This window comes from Psychromonas sp. MB-3u-54, assembly GCF_002836415.1.
Lineage (GTDB): Bacteria > Pseudomonadota > Gammaproteobacteria > Enterobacterales > Psychromonadaceae > Psychromonas.
Map to the genome: position 1 here is coordinate 1 of NZ_PJBP01000116.1, position 21,105 is coordinate 21,105.

Genomic DNA, 21,105 nt, shown 5'->3' on the forward strand with positions numbered 1-21,105 from the left:
CCAATCCACATAAGTAAATGGTCTAAAATTGCGCAGGAAAAAATAATGATAGCAAGACGTTTGATTGAGCAATAGCTGGCTATTGGGATTGAAAACAACGAAGCTAGCGTTAATTTTAACAAGTAAGATAGGTCAGATATTTATGCGGATTGGTATCAGTTAGGCTTCGAAGGTTTTCTGCAGGAATGGAATGATTTTTTACTATGTGGTTTAGAGATAAATCGACAGATATAAAAAAAGGAAGCCGCAGCTTCCTTTTTTTGAGTCAATGACCGCAGCCATTACTTTATATTTTGTGAATCAGAGTATTATTCAGCGGCTGTTTTTTCAGCAGCTTCTTTGATGCTTAAGCGCACACGGCCCTGGCGATCAACTTCTAATACTTTAACTTTCACTTCTTGACCTTCTTTAAGGTGATCAGAAACTTTCTGTACACGCTCTTCACAAATTTGCGAGATATGTACTAGACCATCTTTGCCAGGAAGGATATTAACAAACGCACCGAAATCGGCTAAACGTACAACTTTGCCTGTGTAGATAGTACCTACTTCAACTTCAGCTGTGAGTGCTTTAATGCGGTTAATTGCATCATCAGCTTGTTCGCCAGAGGTCGCTGCAATTTTAACAGTACCGTCATCTTCGATTTCAATTGTAGTACCGGTTTCTTCACATAGAGAGCGGATAACCGCGCCGCCTTTACCAATAACATCACGGATTTTATCAGTGTTGATTTTGATAGTATGAATACGTGGTGCGAATTGAGAAATATCAGCGCGACCTTGTGGCAGTGCTTGGTCCATTACAGTCAAAATGTGCAAACGTGCAGCTTTTGCCTGGTTTAAAGCAATCTGCATGATTTCACGCGTGATTCCTTCAATTTTGATGTCCATCTGTAGTGCAGTAATACCTGCTGTAGTACCAGCAACTTTAAAGTCCATATCACCAAGATGATCTTCATCACCTAGAATATCAGAAAGAACAACAAACTCTTCGCCTTCTTTTACAAGACCCATCGCGATTCCCGCAACAGAAGCTTTAAGAGGAACACCCGCATCCATCAATGCCAGAGATGCACCACAAACAGAAGCCATAGAAGATGAACCATTTGATTCAGTGATTTCTGATACAACACGTACTGTATACGGAAATTCTTCAAGTGAAGGCATAACAGCCAAAACACCACGTTTAGCAAGACGACCATGGCCAATCTCACGACGTTTAGGAGAGCCAACAAAGCCAGTTTCGCCTACACAGTATGGAGGGAAGTTGTAATGTAATAAGAAGTTATCTTTCTTCTCACCCATTATGCTGTCGATGATTTGCGCATCACGCTGTGTACCAAGCGTCGCTGTTACTAATGCTTGAGTTTCACCACGAGTAAACAATGCACTGCCGTGAGTACGGGGTAATACACCGGTACGGACATCTAATGCACGAATGCTTTCAGGATCTCGACCATCGATACGAGGCTCACCTTTAATGATGCGCGTACGTACAACTGTTTTTTCTAAATCGTGTAAGTATTCACCGACTTGCTTAGCTGCTAATGTTTCGTCAGACGCTAATAATTTTTCTTTAACTTCAGAGGTGATAGCTTTAATGGCATCGTAACGTTCGCCTTTATCACCGATCTGGTAAGCTTGTTCAAAACGCGCTTGTGCTTCAGTTGCAATCGCTGCATCTAATGCTTCATTACGTGCAGGAGCAGCCCAATCCCATGCTGGACGAGCAACATCGCTGGCGAATTCTTTAATTGATTCAACAACCACTTGTTGCTGATCGTGACCAAATACAACCGCACCAAGCATAACGTCTTCGCTTAGGATAGCAGCTTCAGATTCAACCATTAAGACTGCGTTATCTGTACCAGATACAACAAGGTTAAGATCACTTGTTTCTAGTTCAGTTTTAGTTGGGTTAAGCAGGTATTGACCTTCTTTATAACCAACACGCGCACAACCGATAGGACCCTTGAAAGGCATACCTGAGATAGAAAGCGCCGCAGATGTAGCAATCATTGCCACGATATCTGGGTTAACTTCAGGATTGATCGATACAACAGTTGCAATCACTTGTACTTCGTTTTTGAAACCTGCTGGAAATAGAGGACGAACTGGACGGTCAATAAGACGTGCAATCAGTGTTTCGTCTTCGCTTGGACGGCCTTCACGTTTGAAGAAACCACCGGGGATTTTACCCGCAGCATAGGTTTTTTCCTGGTAGTTTACCGTAAGAGGGAAGAAATCACGCACTTGATCATCGGCGTTTTTACCAACAACAGAAACGAATACACAGGTATCGTCCATACTACACATTACAGCAGCAGTTGCCTGACGAGCCATTACGCCCGTTTCTAGAGTGACAGTATGTTCGCCATACTGAAAACTTTTAACAATAGGAGTCATTTTTTTTCCTTTAATAAATTTATATTCTTGTGCTTTTTATCGCGCCGACAGTATACGTCAACGATTGCATATTAAACATTTTTTAATCTGTAGAAACAAAAAAAGAGCCGTTAGGCTCTTTTTTTAAATTATGTTTAAGCCGAAATTAACGACGTAGACCTAATTCAGTGATTAATGCTGTGTAAGCAGCAACATCTTTACGCTTTAAGTAGTCAAGTAATTTACGACGTTGACTTACCATGCGCAGTAGACCACGACGGCTGTGGTGATCATGGATGTGCTCTTTAAAGTGACCTTGAAGGTGGTCAATTTGTGATGTGTATAAAGCAACTTGTACTTCTGAAGAACCAGTATCGCCTTCTGAACGACCAAATTTAGCTACAATCTCAGCTTTCTGTTCTGCACTTAGTGACATAACATACTCCGATATTTTATGGTTATGTGTATAACCGATTTAAATTATTACCGCCGATCACTAATTCAGCGACAAAGTGAACGGCGAATTTTACGGAGGATTGGAGCATTAAGCAATACTTATTCGCCGTAAATTTTATTTAAAATGATTATCCGCCTAATAATAATTTATCGTCGTCTAACTCGGCACCATCGGTGCGTGCTTGAGCAAATAGATTAAGCAGATCTTTAACTTGGTAATTAGCACGCTCTTTGCTGGCCAAATCAAAAATAATCTTACCTTCATGAAGCATAATAGTACGCGATCCATGATCTAAAGCCTGACGCATAGAATGGGTCACCATCATCACCGTTAATTGTTTTTCTTTAATAATTTGTGATGAGATATCCAAAATTAAGGCGGCCGTTTTTGGATCCAGCGCGGCGGTATGTTCATCCAGCAGCAAGATGCTGCTTGGCTGTAATGCCGACATCAGTAAGCTGACGGATTGCCGTTGTCCGCCCGACAAAAGTCCCATTTCGCTGTCCAGACGATCTTCCAGACCGAGATTTAATCGACTTAACTGCTCCTTAAACACCTTGCGTAATTTATTGTTTAGAGCAGATGCGAGTGTCCCGCGCTTTCCCCGCCCATAGGCAAGTGACATATTCTCTTCAACGGTTAAGTTACCACAGGTTCCCGCTAAGGGATCTTGAAAAACACGAGCAATATCCTTAGTACGGCGAGTTGCAGGCAACTTAGTTACATCACGATCATCAAAATAAATTTTACCTTGAGTTGATTTTATATCACCGGCAATGGTATTGAGTAAGGTAGATTTTCCTGCACCGTTAGAGCCTATCACAGTCACAAACTCACCCGACGGGATAGTAAGATCAATCCCCTGTAATGCGAGTTTTTCTGTTGGTAGTCCACGATTAAAGGTGACGTGTAAGTTTTCACAACGGATCATATTTGCTCCTTGATGGCGCGTTTCGCTTTCCATTCATTACGTAATTTAGGAAACACTAATGCAAGAGCCACCAATACAGCGGTAATCAAGTTTAAATCTGAGGCTTGAAAACCTAAAAAATCCGCATTCAAAGCCATTGATACGGCAAAACGATATAAAACAGAACCGACGATACAGCTCATTACAATGACCAGCATCGAACGACTCGCCAATAGAGATTCACCGATAATAACAGCCGCTAAACCTACCACTATAGTGCCTATACCCATAGTTGAATCGGCAAAACCATTAGTTTGGGCAAACAGCGCGCCGGCAAGTCCGACCAAACCATTAGACAGCGCTAAACCGACATAGACTTTCTCAGTCACGACTATACCGTTAGCTTGCGCCATGCGTTTATTAGAGCCGACCGAGCGCATCGCCAAACCATATTGGGTGCGTAAAAACCAGGCGACCAACAATCCGCCAACAATAGCGCAGACAGCTACAAAGATAACCTTCATATACATGTCCGGCAAACCTAAGCCCTCAAAAGGCGAAAGGACAGTTGGCTCCATAATTAGAGCAACATTAGGTTTCCCCATCACCCGCAAATTGATGGTATACAGAGCAGTCATGGTCAGTATGCTGGCCAGTAAATGCAAAATATTAAAACGCAGATTTAACCATGCGGTAACTAAACCGGCGCAAGATGCCGCAAGCGTTCCTAACAAGGTTGCTAAATACGGGTTTTGACCTGTAACAATTAAAGTCGCGGCAACAGCAGCGCCAAGCGTGAAGCTGCCGTCAACCGTAAGGTCTGGGAAATCTAAAATCCGAAAAGTAAGATAGACCCCGATAGCAACTAAGCCATAGATAAGGCCGATTTCTAATGTGCCTAAAAAAGCATAAAGTGACATATTAATAACTACTTATTATTTAATGATTTGGGTTGCTCGTCGAAGCACATCAGCAGGCACTTTTACGCCCATTTTAGCGGCCATACTAGTGTTAACAAAAAGATTAGTTCCCTCGGCCATTTTCACGTCAATATCCCCGGGGTTTTCACCTTTTAGAATACGTACCACGATATCACCGGTTTGACGGCCTAGATCGCCATAATCATAACCAACGGCAGCCACAGCACCACGTTCAACCGAACCTGTATCAGCAGCAAAAACCGGGACTTGAGCATCTATTCCAACTTTTACAACCGCTTCAAAAGCACTAATAATAGTATTATCTGTCGGGCAGTAAATAGCATCGACTTTACCTATCAGTTGCTTACTGGCAATCATTACATCGGATGATTTAGGCGCAGGAGATTCAACAATCGTAATACCCATCTCGTTAGCGGCTTCTTTTAAGGCATCCACTATTGCGACCGAGTTAGCTTCACCCGGATTATACGGCACACCGACTGTTTTTAGATTAGGAAGAAATTCTTTAATCAAAGCAAGGTGTTGTTTCACGTTGACCATATCTGATAAGCCAGTGACATTGCCACCAGGTTGAATTAAGCTCGGCACAAGCTTGGCACCGATAGGATCGGTTACAGCGGAAAATACCACGGGAACACCTCGACTCGCGCTTACTGCCGCTTGTGCTGAAGGTGTCGCAATAGCCACAATAACATCGGGTGCATCACCGACCATTTTACGTGCAATTTGAGCCGCGATAGCGGGTTGCCCTTGCGCACTCTCATAGGTAAATTTCAGTTGATCACCTGTGTAACCATTTTCATTAAGCACTTCTTTAATACCATCGCGAACAGCATCAAGTGCAGGGTGCTCGACAATCGCAGTAGTCGCAACATAAACGGGTTTAGCGTACAAACTAGTACACAAAACAACGGTTGATAATGCGATTGCTTTTAATACCGAATTTAGATTCATATTATGATCCTTTGTAATAAATTTACTATTATTTTATTTTCATAGTAAAACGATTGAGGGGCACTAAGAAAGTCTATCTCTTAGATAACAGCTAACTTTATCAGCAAAACTCAATAAAGTAAAAACACTATTTCTAAAATGTATTAGCGATAACTTTGTTCCTCGCCAGACAACTTTTCACGTGGTGGTATCGACATTTTACAGGGGAAGTGAATGCTTATAATAACCATTAACAATCGTGATTTTTTAGATCAGCACCTTACACTAAGGTTTGCAGAGTAGACTGTAGTGCCGGATAATTTAGATTAGATGGATTGATGAAGACTAGGGCAGCGACAATCGGTGCAGCGAATAAGCGACAGCTTAGTATCTGAGCAGACACCCTACGAGCTATGCGTTTATTGTCATAGTTCGTGCTAGTTGGCGTACCAATAAAACAGCCATTAAATTAATGAACAATTTTAAATAGTAAATCGGATCACTTTATTAATGCGTTTGGTATTATCGACATTTTGCAGGGGAAGTGCCGGCTAATTTAGATTAGATTGATTAGGACCAGAATAAACACTTAAGTGCTCACATTAAAAACAGCCGTAAACACTAAATCGATGGTTTTAAATCAGTATTTTCATTTTTTTATGCAGTTAACTATTTCATTTCTGTTGTTATCAGTTATCACGCAGGCTGCTGTACAATTTCAGTTGTATAGCAGGTAGTTATTGCCTATCTTCAGATTGTTATTACAGCTCTAATTCCAGGGCTATATTTGTACAACCTTTCTCGCAACTAAGGCCACTTTTTCCTAACAGCGAAACACTTAATTTAAAAGGTTGTTGGCAGGTTGGACAAAGAACAGTATCACCTCTGCCTATTTTTTTTATAATATTACGCTGCTCATTAAATGAGTCAGCTGCATTTTTGTTGATCTGAGAAAAGTCTAATTTGGTCATGATTGTTATCTCGCTCTGACAGCTACGAAGTTCGCCACTCGCGACTCGCAGCTTTCTTTTACTTACAAGTTAGCTAAACGGGTTGGGGCAATTAAACCTGCTTCGTTCATTTTACCAACACCAATAAAAGTATGCGCCTCACCAACGGTGATCCTAAGGATGGTATTATCGGGTGCACCAAAAACTTGTACCGGTTGACCATGCAGGACATATTCGCCCATCTCATTCGAAATATTAACTTCCGGGTAGTTTTTTACTGCAGTATCCATATCAAGTAACAGCGGATCTAATAAATCATAGGGGCTGATATCAGACTCTTTTGCCTGCTCAATCAATGCTTCTAGTTGTTCGATAGTGACCATTTTATCGTATGGATAATCGGCAACCTGCGTACGGCGTAACACCGAAACATGGGCACCACAGCCTAACAACTCACCAAGATCATCAACGATAGTACGAATATAAGTCCCTTTACTAACGTGAATATCTAACTCTACTTCATTACCTTCAAAGCGTAATTGGTTGATTTCATAAACAGTAATAGGTCGTGCTTCGCGATCAATAGTAATACCTTCACGCGCATATTTATAAAGGGGCTGGCCTTTATGTTTTAATGCAGAAAACATCGACGGTACCTGCATAATATCACCGCGGAAAGTGTCCAGTGCCTGATCGAGCTGCGCTTGAGTAACAACAACCGGACGCTCGCTAACGACATCACCCTGAGAATCACTGGTGGTCGTCCGTACACCTAAGGTTGCAGTGACGATATAACGTTTATCTGAATCGAGCAAAAACTGAGAAAATTTGGTCGCTTCACCTAAACAAACGGGCAGCATTCCCGTAGCAAGTGGATCTAACGCACCCGTATGCCCCGCTTTATTAGCAAAGAAAATACGCTTAACACGTTGTAATGCATGGTTTGAGCTGATGTCTGTGGGTTTATCCAATAAAATAATACCGTTTATTGAACGCCCCTTTCCCCGTCTTGCCATTAGTCCTCGTCCTCTTCCGTTCTACCTGACGCAGCTAATTTAGTCTGATCAACTTTTACCGCTCCGCTCACTAGTTCTGAAATACGCAAACCTTCGGTTAGTGTACTGTCAAATGTAAAGCGAACCTCAGGCACAATACGTAAACGCATCGCCTTGCCTAATAAGCGGCGAATATATCCCGCTGCCGCGTTCAATCCCTCAAGAGACTCATCATTAGTTTGGTCACCAACGGTTAAAAAGGTAACAAATACTTTTGCGTAAGCAAGATCTCGAGTGACATCTACGCCGGAGATGGTAACCATTCCAATGCGCGGATCCTTAACTTCCTGCTGTAATATACGCGCAAGTTCTTTTTGAATCTGCTGAGATACTCGGGAAGTTCGGCTGTATTCTTTTGCCATTTATTACTCCTTCATCAGCACGCTGATGATTATTCGTTAGAAATAAGAATGGAGGCCTTAGGCCTCCATTCTTTACGTTAAGGCCGCTTTGAGATTATAACGTTCTTTTAATCTCAATGGTTTCAAATACTTCTATTTGATCGCCGACACGTACATCATTATAGTTCTTAACACCGATACCACATTCCATGCCATTACGCACTTCGCTTAGGTCGTCTCTAAAACGGCGTAAAGACTCAAGTACACCTTCGTAAATCACTATATTTTCACGTAAAACACGGATAGGATTATTACGTTTGATAGTACCTTCGGTCACCATACAACCAGCAATTGCGCCAATTTTAGGAGATTTAAAGACTTCGCGAACGTCTGCAATACCCGTGATTTCCTGTCTATATTCAGGTGCTAATAAACCACTCATTGCTGCACGTACTTCATCAATTAGACCATAAATGATGCTGTAGTAGTGAAGATCAACGCCCTCGTTCTCGATAAGTTTACGAGCAGATGCATCCGCACGTACGTTAAAGCCGATAACAATTGCACCAGAAGCAGAGGCTAAAGAAGCATCTGTTTCAGTAATACCACCAACACCACGACCGATGATATTAACTTTAACTTCATCCGTTGATAGTTTGTGTAATGATTCGCAGATAGCTTCTAGTGAACCTTGAACATCCGCTTTAAGCACGATATTCAATTCTGAAACTTCACCCGCTTCCATATTGGCAAACATGTTATCAAGTTTCGCTTTTTGTTGACGAGCGAGTTTGATATCACGGAATTTACCCTGACGATATAAAGCAACTTCACGCGCTTTTTTCTCATCTTTAACAACAGTTGCTTCATCACCTGCCATTGGCACACCCGATAGACCTAATACTTCTACAGGGATAGATGGGCCAGCTACTTCAATAGGTTGACCATTCTCATCACGCATGGCACGAACACGACCGTATTCAAGACCACATAGAAGAATATCGCCAAGCTTCAATTCACCGTGCTGCACAAGGATAGAAGCAACCGGACCGCGACCTTTATCAAGACGAGATTCGATGACGACACCTGCTGCAGGACCTTTTGCAACTGCTGACAAATCTAACATTTCAGATTGTAGAAGAATGCTTTCTAGTAGTCCATCAACACCGGTACCCTCTTTCGCCGAAACGTAAGTGAAAATGTTCTCGCCACCCCATTCTTCAGAAATGATATTGTGCTGAGAAAGTTCGCTTTTAACTCGGTCGAAATCAGCGCCTTCTTTATCGATTTTGTTGACAGCAACAATCAGCGGAACTTTAGCAGCTTTAGCATGTTGAATTGCTTCAATCGTTTGCGGCATAACACCATCATCGGCAGCGACAACTAATACAACGATATCCGTCGCCTTAGCACCACGAGAACGCATTGACGTAAAGGCCGCGTGTCCTGGCGTGTCTAAAAAGGAGATCATTCCTTTATCAGTTTCTACATGGTAAGCACCGATATGCTGGGTGATACCACCCGCTTCTCCGTCAGCCACTTTGGCACGACGAATGTAATCAAGTAATGACGTTTTACCGTGATCAACGTGACCCATGATAGTCACAACAGGTGCGCGAGAAGTTCGGTCGCCGCCTTGTTGTTGCGCCTCAGCCATTACTGCTTCTTCTAACTCATTTTCTTTGGTTAGAATAACTTTGTGGCCCATCTCTTCAGCAACAATTGTTGCTGTTTCCTGGTCAATGACCTGGTTAATGGTGGCCATAGCCCCCATTTTCATCATCGCTTTAATCACTTCAGTCGCTTTAACTGCCATTTTATTAGCAAGTTCAGCAACCGTAATAGTTTCACCGATTCTCACATTTCGCTCTACAGGCGCAGCTGGTTTTTCAAATGCCTGTTGTAAAGCTGAAGGTGTGGATGGACGTTGTTTTTTACCGCGACGTGAACGACGACCTTGAAATTTTTCTTCTACAGGTGCTTTTTTCTTCTTCTTGCGACGAGAAGGTCCTTCGGCTTTAGAGTCTAGGACATCTTCCGCTGCTTGCGCTTCTTTTGATGAGGTTATATGGTAATCCCCACCTTCCGCTGCTTTTTTACGTGTCACTTCTTCTTCAGCCCAGCGTGCAGAGTTTTCTTCAACGAGTTTTTTCGCCTCTGCTGCTTGCTGCGCAGTTTCTTTCTCAGCTTTAACCGATGCTTCCTGATCCGCTTTTTTCAATAATGCAGCAGCTTCTTTTTCTGACGCTATTTGCTCTGCTGTTTTTTCAGATTTAACGGCCGTCTGTTTTTCTTTATTAGCAGCAGCTGCTTTTTTAGCTTTTTCGTCAGCTTCTTTTTTAGCAACTAGCTTTTCTGCTTGTGCTTTTTCAACGAGTAATTTTTTAGCTTCAATTTCTGCTTCTAATTTAGCATTTTCAGCTTGTTGATCTGCTAACTCAGCTGCTTGAGTTTCTTGATTTTCGCTGTCGCTGCGTTTCACGTAAGTGCGTTTCTTACGCACTTCAACTTGTACGGCTTTAGCCTGTCCCGTAGAACCTTTTACATTTAGCGTGCTTTTGGTCTTACGTTGCAAAGTCATTTTGGTTTTCGATTCACCACCATGTTGCTTTTGCAAAAAGGAAGTTAACGTTTGTTTTTCTGTTAGGCTGACCTTATCTGATGCTGTTTTTTTGATACCGGCATCCGCGAACTGTTTAACTAAAACTTCTTCTGATTTATTTAAATCTTTGGCTAGATCTTTAAGTGACATATCTGACATTATTATTTCTCCTATCTGATGCTTATTCAGCGTCTTCACTGAACCAACAGATGTTACGAGCAGCCATGATCAGCTCCCCTGCTTTTGCTTCGTTTAGTTCTTCAATTTCAAGTAAATCATCAACAGCCTGCTCGGCAAGATTTTCAAGGGTAATAATACCTTTACTTGCTAGCACATAGGCTAAATGACCCTCTAAACCCTCAAGCGCTAGAAGATCATCTGCTGGTTTTGTATCTTCTAGGCTCTCTTCATCTACCAGTGCTTTAGTGGCTAAAAAGTCTTTCGCACGAGCACGTAACTCTTCAATAAGCGCTTCATCTAAGCCCTCAATTTCTAACAATTCATTCAGAGGTACATAAGCGATTTCTTCTAATGAACTGAAGCCCTCTTCCACTAAAACAGCAGCGAACTCTTCGTCAATCTCAAGTGCTTCAGTAAAGACACTGATCACGCTCGCAGCCTCAGCCTGATGTTTTTCACGCAATTGCACGACGGTCATGACATTAAGTTCCCAGCCCGTAAGCTGAGATGCCAGACGTACATTTTGACCATTGCGCCCGATAGCTTGTGCTAAATTATCTTCTTCAACAGCAATATCCATACTGTTAGAGTCTTCATCAACCACAACGGAGACAACATCAGCAGGTGACATGGCGTTAATGGCATATTGCGCAGGATTTTCATCCCACAAAATAATATCAACACGCTCGCCACCTAATTCGCTTGAAACAGCTTGTACACGTGCACCACGCATACCAACACAAGCACCAACGGGGTCGATACGTTTATCATTTGATTTCACAGCAATTTTTGCACGCGAACCAGGATCTCGGGCAGCACCCATAAGATCAATCATCTCTTCTGCAATTTCAGGCACTTCCAATCGGAAAAGCTCAATCAGCATTTCAGGTTGGGTACGGGTCACGAAAAGTTGTGCGCCTCGCGCCTCAGGTCGTACTGCAAATAAAAGGCCACGCAGACGATCGCCCGGACGGAAATTTTCACGGGGTAACATTTCATCACGGAAGATAACGGCTTCAGCGTTACCGCCTAAGTCCAATAAAATATTATCGCGGTTCATACGCTTAACAATACCGGTGATTAGCTCGCCTTCTTGTTCGGCGTACTGCGCTACAACTTGAGCACGTTCTGCTTCGCGTACTTTTTGTACGATCACTTGTTTAGCAGTTTGTGTGGTGATTCGATCAAATGTTACCGACTCAATTTCATCTTCTATATAGTCGCCAACTTTAATCTCCGGCGTTTCATATTCAGCCGCCTCAAAAGTCATTTCTTTACACGGGTTTTCCATCTTAGCATCGGGCTCAAGCACTAACCAGCGACGAAAAGTATCAAATTGACCCGTTTCACGGTCTATCTCAACACGCACTTCTATATCGTTTTCGTATTTCTTTTTAGTTGCGATCGCTAGTGCGCTTTCTAAAGCTTGAAAAATAGCTTCGCGCGGAAGTCCTTTTTCATTAGAGACCGCCTCTACTACAAGTAAAATTTCTTTATTCATCTGTAATCGCCTTAATTATCAAATTTTGGAACAATATTCGCCTTTTGAATATTGCTCAATGAAAACCGCTCTTCTCTGCCTTCTACTTTGAGACAAATAATTTCATCTTCGGCAGAAACAATGACACCTTTCCACCTACGACGGTTTTGAATCGGCATTCTTAATTGTATTTTCACCTCTTCTCCGGCAAAAATTTGATAATGCTCCGCTTTAAATAGCGGACGATTCATACCTGGAGATGAAACTTCAAGCGTATATTCATTGGTAATGGGATCTTCTACATCCATAATTGCGCTAACCTGCCGACTTACCGCGGCACAGTCATCCACCAAAATACCTTCATCTTGATCAATATAAACACGCAGGGTTGAATGTTTACCTGCTCTAATATACTCAACACCCACTAATTCATAACCAAGATCTTCAACACTTGGTGCTAACATCTCAGTTAGACGTTCTTCTAAACTTGCCAAACTTATCCCCTTTCAGAAACAAAAAAAGGGCATACAGCCCTAATTAATTAACAACTTATGTTTATTAAAAACAAACATAAATTGTCACTTCACGATACAAGAAATTAAATTTCCACTTCGTAAATAACAAAAAAGCCCCAATAAATTGGAGCTTCATTCATTTTGTTCAATAAATTGAACAAGATATTGTCATTGGAAATACAATATCGAATGTAATTTTAGGGTTTACCTAAAATATTGCCTATCTTCAACGAAGCAGAATAATATTTGTTAATAATTAAATCTTATTCTGCCCGTATTAAGGTGGTTTATTATAACCAAACCGTTATTTATAAGCAATCACTTTACACTGTTCACAAACCACTTAAATAGTTTGAGTAACTAATTGGTGCGGATAGAGAGACTTGAACTCTCACGACCTAAGTCATAGCCCCCTCAAGGCTACGTGTCTACCAATTCCACCATATCCGCTTATTTTTTATTCTGGGATATCACCCGATGTATCTTTTTCAACAGGGACATCAATAACATTTTCAATTTCAAGATTTGAGAATTCTTGGTCTGCAGTCACTTTATTTGTTGAAAGGTTACCTAACACTAGGCTTAAACCAAAAAACACGACAGCCAGTATAGCCGTTGTACGAGTCATAAAATTACTCGCACCACTTGCGCCAAATACTGTATTTGAAGAGCCAGAGCCAAATGAAGCACCCATTCCCGCGCCCTTACCTTGTTGAATCAATACAAATCCAATTAAGATTATTGCAACAATTAAATAAACAACTAACAGCATCTCATACATAAAAACATACCTAATTTCACTATAAAAACATCATTGAGCTCGTTCGCAGAAGCGGTCGAATATTACCGAAAAGAGTGACTAATCACAAGAGAATAAAGAGACTATTTTCTAATTTTAAACGGGTCAACGTTTGACCGCTTAAAATTCAGACAAAGTCACTCAATTTCAGTAGTTGATTTTTGACTATTTTACTTTACTCAATCTTAACTTTATCGGCAATTGATTTCGCATAACTGCGCACTACTTTTTCACTTTCATCCGCTTCAACCATAATACGAAATACCGGTTCAGTACCGGATTTACGCAGTAAAACGCGTCCTTTATCACCGAGTAAAGTTTCAATACGTTTTGCTTCAGCAAGGACATCATTATCCTGTAATGGATCGATTTTATTATCAAAACGTAAATTGAGTAAAATCTGCGGGTATTTTTTTATGCCCTGACGTAATTCATATAATCTCATACGACTACTTTGCATCGCTCTGATGACCTGTAATCCAGACACAATACCATCACCCGTTGACAGATAATCAGAACATATTATATGGCCTGAGTTTTCAGCGCCGATGCACCAGTTATTCTTAATCATCAGTTCCATTACATGGCGGTCTCCCACATCAGAACGTTCAAAGGGAATACCTAATGTTTTCAGTGCCTGCTCCAGCCCTAAGTTAGACATTTTAGTCCCGACAGCGCCGCCCTTTAAAGTACCAGAGCGTAATTTATCACGGGCAATGATATACAGCAGCTCATCACCATCCAAAACGTATCCCGTATGGTCAACCATCATCACCCGGTCACCATCACCATCAAAGGCAATACCAAAGTCCGCGTTTTCTTTAACCACCCGCTCAGAAATGGCCTGCATGCTGGTTGCACCACAGTTTAAATTAATATTCAGGCCATCGGGTTCAACCCCCATCGCTATCACATCAGCACCCAGTTCACTAATGACCAGAGGCGCAATATGATAAGTGGCGCCATTGGCACAATCGACAACCACTTTTAACCCTTTTAGGTCATATTTTGAAGGAAATGTACTTTTACAAAACTCAATGTAGCGTCCCGCGGCATCTTCAATTCGGTATGCTTTACCTAACTCACTTGACTCAACACATTTTAATTCTTTATCAATTTCAGCTTCGATTTCCAGTTCAATCTCTTCTGACAACTTAGTACCTTGAGCGGAAAAGAATTTAATACCATTATCATAATATGGATTGTGCGAGGCACTGATAACGATGCCTGCGGTGGCACGAAAGGTCTGAGTTAAATAGGCAATGGCGGGTGTTGGCATAGGCCCCACCAATACCGGGCGTAAACCTGCTGCGGCAAGCCCGGCCTCTAAAGCGGCTTCTAACATATATCCGGAAATACGCGGATCTTTACCGATCAGCACTTTTTTTGAACCCGATTTAGCAAGAACGCGCCCTGCAGCCCAACCGAGTTTTAAAGTAAATTCAGGTGTAATTAAAGAAGCACCCACTTTGCCGCGAATACCATCGGTACCAAAATATTTTTTTTTCATCGTTATCTCATTTTATTAATAAGTTTATTTTTTAAAGGAATTTAATGTTTGTAATACTTGAATAACATCAACGGTTTCTTCAACATCATGCACACGAATAATTTGCGAACCCTGCTGCAGAGCAATTAAAGCCCCGGCAAGACTGCCCGCGAGACGGTGATTTATATCACGATTGAGCAGCTGCCCAAACATCGATTTTCGGGAAAGGCCGGTTAAAATAGGATAATTCAACTTCACAAATTGATCGGTTGCAGCAAGCAACTCATAATTATCCTGAAGTTGCTTACCAAAACCAAAGCCTAAATCTAAAATAATGTTTTCTTTTTTGATGCCGGCATTAATACAAATTTCAGCGCGTTGTAACAAAAAAGTTTTTACCTCTTCAATCACATTTTCATATTCAGGGGCGCTTTGCATGCTTCTTGGCTGACCCTGCATATGCATCAGACACACGGGCACATTAGCTTTAACCGCAACGTCCAGTGCATTATCTTCGCGCAGTGCGCGAACATCATTAATCAGATCGGCACCGGCGTTAACCGCTGCCTGCATCACCTTAGCTTTGCTTGTATCAATCGAAATCCAGCAATCAAAATGCTGATTTATTTTTTCAATCACCGGAATAACACGATCTAACTCTTGTTGTTCGCTAACCTCGAGTGCCCCCGGGCGCGTCGACTCACCACCGATGTCCAAAATACTGGCACCCTGCTCAAGCATTTTTTGAGCTTGCTTAAGGGCATTATCGATATTTGAAAAACGGCCTCCATCGGAGAAAGAATCCGGCGTTACATTTAAAATCCCCATTACCTTGGGCTCTTTTAAATCAAGAATTTTACTGCCGCTTATTAACTGCATAGTACTCCATTATACCCAAAAAAAAACCTAAGCAAGCTTAGGTTTTTTACTGATGATTTATAAGTAAATCAGCTTAGATTACTCTTTATCTTTTTCGTCCTCGGACGTTTTTTCTTCTTTAGTAAGGTCGACTTCAGACGCTGTATCTTCTTTACTGAGATCGATATCAGACGCTTTATCTTTTTTACTAAGATCAATATCAGACGGTTTATCGTTAACATCTGCTTTAACAGAATCTTCCTCTGTCCAATCCGACGGTGGACGAACTTCAACGCGCGCCATCAAATCATCAACCTGAGTCGTATCAATTGTTTCATATTTCATTAATGCATCTTTCATTGCATGTAATATGTCGATATTGTCGGTTAATATTTTTTCTGCCCGATCGTAATTTTTTTCAATAAAGAATTTCACTTCGTCATCGATTATTCTTCCTGTTTCAGGAGAAAGAAGATTAGATCGTAACGTATTGGAATCCACCGCTAATAAAATAGGGCCCAATTTCTCTGAGAAACCCCATTCTGTGACCATCGCACGAGCAATCGCAGAAGCTTGTTTTATATCCTGTGATGCGCCGGTTGACACTTTATCAAGACCATAAATAAGCTCTTCAGCGATACGTCCACCGTAAGCCACTGAAATACTGCTTTCGAGTTCAGTACGATTTTGACTGATCTGATCACCCTCGGGTAAAAACTGCGTAACCCCTAATGATCGGCCGCGGGGGATAATAGTCACTTTATGAATCGGATGATGCTGTGGCACTAATTTAGCGACAATGGCATGACCGGCTTCATGATAAGCGGTTGATTCTTTATCTCTTTCCGTCATCACTAAACTGCGACGTTCAGCGCCCATTAGAATCTTGTCACGGGCCTGTTCAAAATCTTCTGCATTGACGGTACGCTTATTGCTGCGTGCCGCAAACAGTGCCGCTTCATTCACTAAATTGGCCAGATCCGCACCGGAAAACCCTGGTGTACCACGCGCTAAAACACTGGCTTTAACATTATCAGCCAGAGGGATTTTACGCATATGAACATTTAAAATCTGTTCTCTGCCACGCACATCGGGTAAAGATACAACAACTTGACGATCGAAACGGCCAGGTCGTAATAACGCGGGATCAAGTACATCGGGTCTGTTAGTTGCCGCAACAACAATAATACCTTCATTACCTTCAAAACCATCCAGCTCAACTAACATTTGGTTTAAGGTCTGCTCACGCTCATCATTACCACCGCCCATACCTGCGCCACGTTGGCGACCTACGGCATCAATCTCATCAATAAAGATGATACAAGGCGCTGATTTCTTAGCTTGCTCAAACATGTCACGTACACGGGATGCACCAACACCAACAAACATTTCAACAAAATCGGAACCAGAAATGGAGAAGAAAGGCACTTTAGCTTCACCGGCAATGGCTTTTGCAAGCAGTGTTTTACCTGTTCCCGGAGGTCCGACAAGTAATACACCCGTTGGAATACGGCCACCTAACTTTTGAAATTTGGTTGAATCTTTTAAGTAATCAACTAATTCTTTAACATCTTCTTTGGCTTCATCACAACCGGCCACATCGGCGAAAGTTGTTTTGATTTGGTCTTCGCCCATCAACTTGGCTTTACTTTTACCAAATGACATTGCGCCGCCTTTACCGCCGCCCTGCATATTACGCATGAAGAAAACCCAGACGCCGATTAATAACAACATCGGGAACCAGGAAACAAAAATAGACGTTAAAAAGCTTGTTTCTTCCGGAGGTGTACCTTCAACCAGTACATTGTTTTTAATTAAATCATTCAACAGATCAAGATCCGGTGATGGAATATAAGTAACAAAAGGAGATTGATTATTTCTAATCCCTTTGACTACTTCCCCGTCAATTTGAACTTGCTGGATTTGTCCCCCGCTAATTTCCTTTACGAATGTGGTGTAGTCTATTTGCGACCGTTTTGCATCGTCTTTTCCAAAACCTTGGAATAAAGACATCAATACTACTGCGATGACTAACCACAATATCAGGTTTTTTGCCATATCATTCAAGATGTAAACCTCTTGTTAATAAATATAAATATAATAATAGATTACTACAGTTTAAAAAGTGTCGCTAGTAATATACTTAGCGCATTCTGTTACTGAGTCTAACCACGCAAAATAATTGTTACTAAATACTGACATGGTCTTACAAACCAAGCCGTAATCATTGTTACTCTTTATAACCCGTTGCAACAACATACACTTCTCGTGATCTTGAACGAGATGAGTCAGGTTTGCGGGTTTTCACCGATTTAAAGCATTTACGCGCTTCACTCATAAATAGATCAAATTCACTCCCCATAAACACTTTAACGACAAAACTGCCATCTTTAACTAACACTTCCCGGCACATATCCAAGGCAAGCTCAACAAGGTACATTGATTTAGGCTGATCAATACCGACTGTGCCGGTCATATTAGGCGACATATCCGAGAGAACCACATCCACTTTATGACCTGCAATTCGGCCCAGCAAAGCATTTACAACCGTTTCTTCTCGAAAATCTCCCTGCAAAAAATCAACACCTGCAATCGAATCCATTGGTAGAATATCACAGGCAATCACTTTGCCCTTTAAACCAACAGTATCTGCAGCCCACTGTGACCAGCTTCCTGGTGCAGCGCCTAAATCAACAACCGTCATGCCGGAACGAATCAATTTGTCCTTTTTATTGATCTCTTCCAGTTTGAACACAGCACGGGAGCGTAATCCCTTTTTAGTCGCCTCTTTCACATAAAAATCATTTACATGTTCATGCATCCAACGCTTGGAGCTCGCCGACGCACTTTTTTTAGGTCCGTTCGGATGGTCTTTTTGTGCCATCAATTTATTCCTTAACGTTAAGTATCTCCTGTATTTTAAAACAATAAACCGGGATAAATAACAATCAAATAGTAAAGGTTAATATTTAAGGGTAGAATGCTTTGTTTTCAACCCTTAATCAAAGAAATATGCATGAAATTATCAAATAAACAAAAGCAATACTTAAAAGGCCTTGCCCATAGCTTAAAACCAGTTGTTCTATTAGGGCAAAATGGCTTAACGGAAGGCGTATTAGCTGAAATAGAAAATGCACTTGGTCACCACGAACTCATCAAAATTAAAGTTTCAAGCGATGATCGCGAAACGAAACAACTTATTATTGATGCGATTGTGCGTGAAACTGAAGCGCTTACCATCACTAAAATCGGCCATATTGTGGTTTTATTCCGACCAAGTGAAGATAAAAAAATAGAGCTTCCACGTAAATAATTATCAAAAGCATTATTAAAAAGCCCATTTCAAATGGGCTTTTTTGTGTTTGATTATAAAATTATGCAATATACTGCACATTGATAATTTCATAATCAATAGTACCACCAGGTGTTACGATCGAAATTTCATCATTTAGCGCTTTGCCAATCAAACCACGTGCAAGCGGAGAACTAACTGAAATCAAATTTATTTTTATATTAGCTTCGTCATCACCAACAATTTTATAAGTCACTTCTGCATCGGTGTCGACATTCACAATAGTGACCGTAGCGCCAAAAATAACCTTGCCATTATTGGTTATATTAGTGATATCAATAATGCGTGCATTGGATAATTTAGCTTCAATATCCTGAATACGTCCTTCACAAAAACCTTGTTGTTCACGCGCAGCGTGATATTCCGCATTTTCTTTTAAATCGCCGTGCTCACGAGCCTCCGCAATTGCCTTGACAATCTCAGGACGAGTGACTGTTTTTAACAGTGTTAATTCGCTGCGTAATTTAGCAGCACCATTAGCTGTCATTGGATATTGAACCATTAAAAATTACCTTTTTTGACACAATGTTTGTGTTTGTACTCTCTGGATTAACATCCATTTTACGATAATTTTCAGCTTTAGTCATTGTCTAACGAAAATAATGAACGAGTATTGTTATAAAGTTGCGAGGCTAAACATTTTTTCGATTCAACCCGCAACATCGCCAGCGATTCAAAAATATGCAACAAATTAAGCGGTGTATTATCAGACTGCGCTTGTTGGTAGATAGGCATACCGGGCGCATCGGTTTCTAACACTAATGACTCAAGCGGTAATAGTGAAATTGTTTCTCTCGTGGTGATCGAATTTGGATAGGTTATCACGCCGCCAACCCCGATTTTGAAGCCTAATTTAATAAACTCTAAAGCCAGCTCGTAACTGCCGGAAAAAGCATGATAAACCCCTCCCTGAGTAAATTTTAATTGGCGTAATATTTCCAGCACTCGGCCCTGTTTTTTTACAACATGTAAAATAACCGGTAATTCAAGTTGTTGTGCAATTGCTAACTGCGCTGTAAAAATAGACTCTTGAACCTCCATCGGGGTTTTAATAAATTTGTCTAAACCAATTTCCCCCAGTGCAACACACTGCATATTTTTATGTTCAAGCAGCGTTTGTAAATACTGCAAATCACCCGGCTTAAAATCATCAAGAAAATGCGGGTGATACCCTAATGCATAATACAAATTAGAATGGTTCTCACATAACTCGATTATCTGCTCCCAATTCCCCCTATGGGTCGCCGGAATAATCACTTTGGTAATCTTATTTTGTTGTAATTGTTGCAGCAATCTTTCGCGTTGAATATCAAAACACGCAAAGTTTAGATGGCAGTGGCTATCGATAAACATAGAGTCTCGTGGTTTACCCAAAAGATTCATTATAAGCACTAAAGAGCATTAATAAAAGGCGAAGAGCGCACCCTGCGAGCTGCGAGCTATCGAGCTTTCGGGCTTCGGGCTTTCGAGCTGAATAGTTATCGGTAGGGTGCATTTCATGCACCGCAATCGGTGCTGAAGCGCACCCTACGCACTACAAAAAACCAATGCAGCTACGAAGATTCCCGACCGTTTTTCTTGTGGTGAACAATTCCTTTAGCAAATGTAATCCTGGAGCGACAAATTTTTCAGGAAAAAATTTGAACGTTGGAATTTACGACAACGACCTGAAAGGCGTAGGGCAGGACGCCCGAAGTCATTTACGTCAGTTCAGGTTTATGAGCGGGCTAAGCTCTGCGTGCCCTTGTTGTCTCCCCTAAGTTCGGCTCTGCACAGGGATGTGCTGTCCGAACTGGTGCGTTAAAAACAGGTGGGCAACGCAAGATAAAAAAACGTCTGAGCGGCTTTTCTCTTGCTTA

At 41.4% G+C, this 21,105-nt stretch carries 19 protein-coding genes and 1 tRNA gene; 1 reads left to right on the top strand and 19 read right to left on the bottom strand.

The features are described from left to right. Positions 1 to 308: 308 nt before the first annotated feature. The 17 genes from pnp to rlmE all read right to left on the bottom strand — a co-directional run bounded on the left by pnp (position 309) and on the right by rlmE (position 18,778). The gene (gene pnp, locus CXF72_RS06095; protein WP_101037742.1) at positions 309 to 2,405 is read right to left on the bottom strand and encodes a polyribonucleotide nucleotidyltransferase; all 2,097 of its coding nucleotides are present in this window, start codon (positions 2,403 to 2,405) and stop codon (positions 309 to 311) included. Positions 2,406 to 2,550: 145 nt separating this feature from the next. After that, positions 2,551 to 2,820, bottom strand: a complete 270-nt coding sequence (rpsO, locus tag CXF72_RS06100) for a 30S ribosomal protein S15 (RefSeq protein WP_101037745.1) — start codon at positions 2,818 to 2,820, stop codon at positions 2,551 to 2,553. 148 nt (positions 2,821 to 2,968) lie between these two features. Next, positions 2,969 to 3,772 (bottom strand): ABC transporter ATP-binding protein, encoded by an 804-nt coding sequence (locus CXF72_RS06105; protein WP_101037747.1) that lies wholly within the window; start codon positions 3,770 to 3,772, stop codon positions 2,969 to 2,971. Then, positions 3,769 to 4,671 (bottom strand): ABC transporter permease, encoded by a 903-nt coding sequence (locus tag CXF72_RS06110; RefSeq protein ID WP_101037749.1) that lies wholly within the window; start codon positions 4,669 to 4,671, stop codon positions 3,769 to 3,771. The genes CXF72_RS06105 and CXF72_RS06110 overlap by 4 nt, the downstream gene beginning before the upstream one ends. Positions 4,672 to 4,686: 15 nt before the next feature. Further along, positions 4,687 to 5,646 carry an ABC transporter substrate-binding protein gene (locus CXF72_RS06115; protein ID WP_101037751.1) on the bottom strand — a complete coding sequence of 320 codons (960 nt, stop codon included), beginning with the start codon at positions 5,644 to 5,646 and terminating at the stop codon, positions 4,687 to 4,689. A gap of 740 nt (positions 5,647 to 6,386) precedes the next feature. Next, positions 6,387 to 6,596: a hypothetical protein gene (locus CXF72_RS06120; RefSeq protein ID WP_101037753.1), complete on the bottom strand. Its 210-nt coding sequence runs from the start codon at positions 6,594 to 6,596 to the stop codon at positions 6,387 to 6,389. A gap of 62 nt (positions 6,597 to 6,658) precedes the next feature. Further along, positions 6,659 to 7,591 (bottom strand): tRNA pseudouridine(55) synthase TruB, encoded by a 933-nt coding sequence (gene truB, locus CXF72_RS06125; protein ID WP_101037755.1) that lies wholly within the window; start codon positions 7,589 to 7,591, stop codon positions 6,659 to 6,661. After that, positions 7,591 to 7,992 carry a 30S ribosome-binding factor RbfA gene (rbfA, locus tag CXF72_RS06130; protein ID WP_101037757.1) on the bottom strand — a complete coding sequence of 134 codons (402 nt, stop codon included), beginning with the start codon at positions 7,990 to 7,992 and terminating at the stop codon, positions 7,591 to 7,593. Before rbfA ends, truB begins: the two co-directional genes overlap by 1 nt. 94 nt (positions 7,993 to 8,086) lie before the next feature. Further along, positions 8,087 to 10,732, bottom strand: coding sequence for a translation initiation factor IF-2 (infB, locus tag CXF72_RS06135; protein ID WP_101037758.1), 2,646 nt, complete (start codon positions 10,730 to 10,732; stop codon positions 8,087 to 8,089). A 22-nt stretch (positions 10,733 to 10,754) separates the two neighbouring features. Then, the gene (gene nusA / locus CXF72_RS06140) at positions 10,755 to 12,254 is read right to left on the bottom strand and encodes a transcription termination factor NusA (protein ID WP_101037760.1); all 1,500 of its coding nucleotides are present in this window, start codon (positions 12,252 to 12,254) and stop codon (positions 10,755 to 10,757) included. A gap of 11 nt (positions 12,255 to 12,265) precedes the next feature. Further along, positions 12,266 to 12,727 (bottom strand): ribosome maturation factor RimP, encoded by a 462-nt coding sequence (rimP, locus tag CXF72_RS06145; protein WP_101037762.1) that lies wholly within the window; start codon positions 12,725 to 12,727, stop codon positions 12,266 to 12,268. Positions 12,728 to 13,113: 386 nt separating this feature from the next. Then, positions 13,114 to 13,198, bottom strand: a tRNA-Leu gene (locus CXF72_RS06150). Positions 13,199 to 13,205: 7 nt separating this feature from the next. Continuing rightward, positions 13,206 to 13,529, bottom strand: a complete 324-nt coding sequence (gene secG / locus CXF72_RS06155) for a preprotein translocase subunit SecG (protein ID WP_101037764.1) — start codon at positions 13,527 to 13,529, stop codon at positions 13,206 to 13,208. 193 nt (positions 13,530 to 13,722) lie between these two features. Next, on the bottom strand, positions 13,723 to 15,057 hold the full coding sequence (gene glmM / locus CXF72_RS06160) for a phosphoglucosamine mutase (RefSeq protein ID WP_101037766.1): 1,335 nt from the start codon (positions 15,055 to 15,057) through the stop codon (positions 13,723 to 13,725). Positions 15,058 to 15,081: 24 nt separating this feature from the next. Further along, positions 15,082 to 15,915 (bottom strand): dihydropteroate synthase, encoded by an 834-nt coding sequence (gene folP, locus CXF72_RS06165; RefSeq protein WP_101037768.1) that lies wholly within the window; start codon positions 15,913 to 15,915, stop codon positions 15,082 to 15,084. A 78-nt stretch (positions 15,916 to 15,993) separates the two neighbouring features. Next, the gene (ftsH, locus tag CXF72_RS06170; protein ID WP_101037770.1) at positions 15,994 to 17,961 is read right to left on the bottom strand and encodes an ATP-dependent zinc metalloprotease FtsH; all 1,968 of its coding nucleotides are present in this window, start codon (positions 17,959 to 17,961) and stop codon (positions 15,994 to 15,996) included. A gap of 163 nt (positions 17,962 to 18,124) precedes the next feature. Further along, on the bottom strand, positions 18,125 to 18,778 hold the full coding sequence (gene rlmE, locus CXF72_RS06175; RefSeq protein ID WP_101037772.1) for a 23S rRNA (uridine(2552)-2'-O)-methyltransferase RlmE: 654 nt from the start codon (positions 18,776 to 18,778) through the stop codon (positions 18,125 to 18,127). Positions 18,779 to 18,910: 132 nt separating this feature from the next. Here rlmE and yhbY point away from each other — a divergent pair, with 132 nt between their 5' ends. Continuing rightward, on the top strand, positions 18,911 to 19,207 hold the full coding sequence (gene yhbY, locus CXF72_RS06180; RefSeq protein ID WP_101037774.1) for a ribosome assembly RNA-binding protein YhbY: 297 nt from the start codon (positions 18,911 to 18,913) through the stop codon (positions 19,205 to 19,207). A gap of 61 nt (positions 19,208 to 19,268) precedes the next feature. Here the strand turns inward: yhbY and greA are convergent, their stop codons facing one another. Together greA and CXF72_RS06190 are read right to left on the bottom strand one after the other, a co-directional pair. Then, positions 19,269 to 19,748 carry a transcription elongation factor GreA gene (gene greA / locus CXF72_RS06185; protein ID WP_101037776.1) on the bottom strand — a complete coding sequence of 160 codons (480 nt, stop codon included), beginning with the start codon at positions 19,746 to 19,748 and terminating at the stop codon, positions 19,269 to 19,271. A gap of 77 nt (positions 19,749 to 19,825) precedes the next feature. Then, positions 19,826 to 20,629 (bottom strand): TatD family hydrolase, encoded by an 804-nt coding sequence (locus tag CXF72_RS06190; RefSeq protein ID WP_101037778.1) that lies wholly within the window; start codon positions 20,627 to 20,629, stop codon positions 19,826 to 19,828. Positions 20,630 to 21,105 lie beyond the last annotated feature (476 nt).

Excerpts from the sequence above, each read along its gene's own strand:
- pnp (WP_101037742.1), bottom strand. The coding sequence starts at position 2,405 with ATGACTCCTATTGTTAAAAGTTTTCAGTATGGCGAACATACTGTCACT.
- rpsO (WP_101037745.1), bottom strand. The coding sequence starts at position 2,820 with ATGTCACTAAGTGCAGAACAGAAAGCTGAGATTGTAGCTAAATTTGGT.
- CXF72_RS06105 (WP_101037747.1), bottom strand. The coding sequence starts at position 3,772 with ATGATCCGTTGTGAAAACTTACACGTCACCTTTAATCGTGGACTACCA.
- CXF72_RS06110 (WP_101037749.1), bottom strand. The coding sequence starts at position 4,671 with ATGTCACTTTATGCTTTTTTAGGCACATTAGAAATCGGCCTTATCTAT.
- CXF72_RS06115 (WP_101037751.1), bottom strand. The coding sequence starts at position 5,646 with ATGAATCTAAATTCGGTATTAAAAGCAATCGCATTATCAACCGTTGTT.
- CXF72_RS06120 (WP_101037753.1), bottom strand. The coding sequence starts at position 6,596 with ATGACCAAATTAGACTTTTCTCAGATCAACAAAAATGCAGCTGACTCA.
- truB (WP_101037755.1), bottom strand. The coding sequence starts at position 7,591 with ATGGCAAGACGGGGAAAGGGGCGTTCAATAAACGGTATTATTTTATTG.
- rbfA (WP_101037757.1), bottom strand. The coding sequence starts at position 7,992 with ATGGCAAAAGAATACAGCCGAACTTCCCGAGTATCTCAGCAGATTCAA.
- infB (WP_101037758.1), bottom strand. The coding sequence starts at position 10,732 with ATGTCAGATATGTCACTTAAAGATCTAGCCAAAGATTTAAATAAATCA.
- nusA (WP_101037760.1), bottom strand. The coding sequence starts at position 12,254 with ATGAATAAAGAAATTTTACTTGTAGTAGAGGCGGTCTCTAATGAAAAA.
- secG (WP_101037764.1), bottom strand. The coding sequence starts at position 13,529 with ATGTATGAGATGCTGTTAGTTGTTTATTTAATTGTTGCAATAATCTTA.
- glmM (WP_101037766.1), bottom strand. The coding sequence starts at position 15,057 with ATGAAAAAAAAATATTTTGGTACCGATGGTATTCGCGGCAAAGTGGGT.
- folP (WP_101037768.1), bottom strand. The coding sequence starts at position 15,915 with ATGCAGTTAATAAGCGGCAGTAAAATTCTTGATTTAAAAGAGCCCAAG.
- rlmE (WP_101037772.1), bottom strand. The coding sequence starts at position 18,778 with ATGGCACAAAAAGACCATCCGAACGGACCTAAAAAAAGTGCGTCGGCG.
- yhbY (WP_101037774.1), top strand. The coding sequence starts at position 18,911 with ATGAAATTATCAAATAAACAAAAGCAATACTTAAAAGGCCTTGCCCAT.
- greA (WP_101037776.1), bottom strand. The coding sequence starts at position 19,748 with ATGGTTCAATATCCAATGACAGCTAATGGTGCTGCTAAATTACGCAGC.
- CXF72_RS06190 (WP_101037778.1), bottom strand. The coding sequence starts at position 20,629 with ATGAATCTTTTGGGTAAACCACGAGACTCTATGTTTATCGATAGCCAC.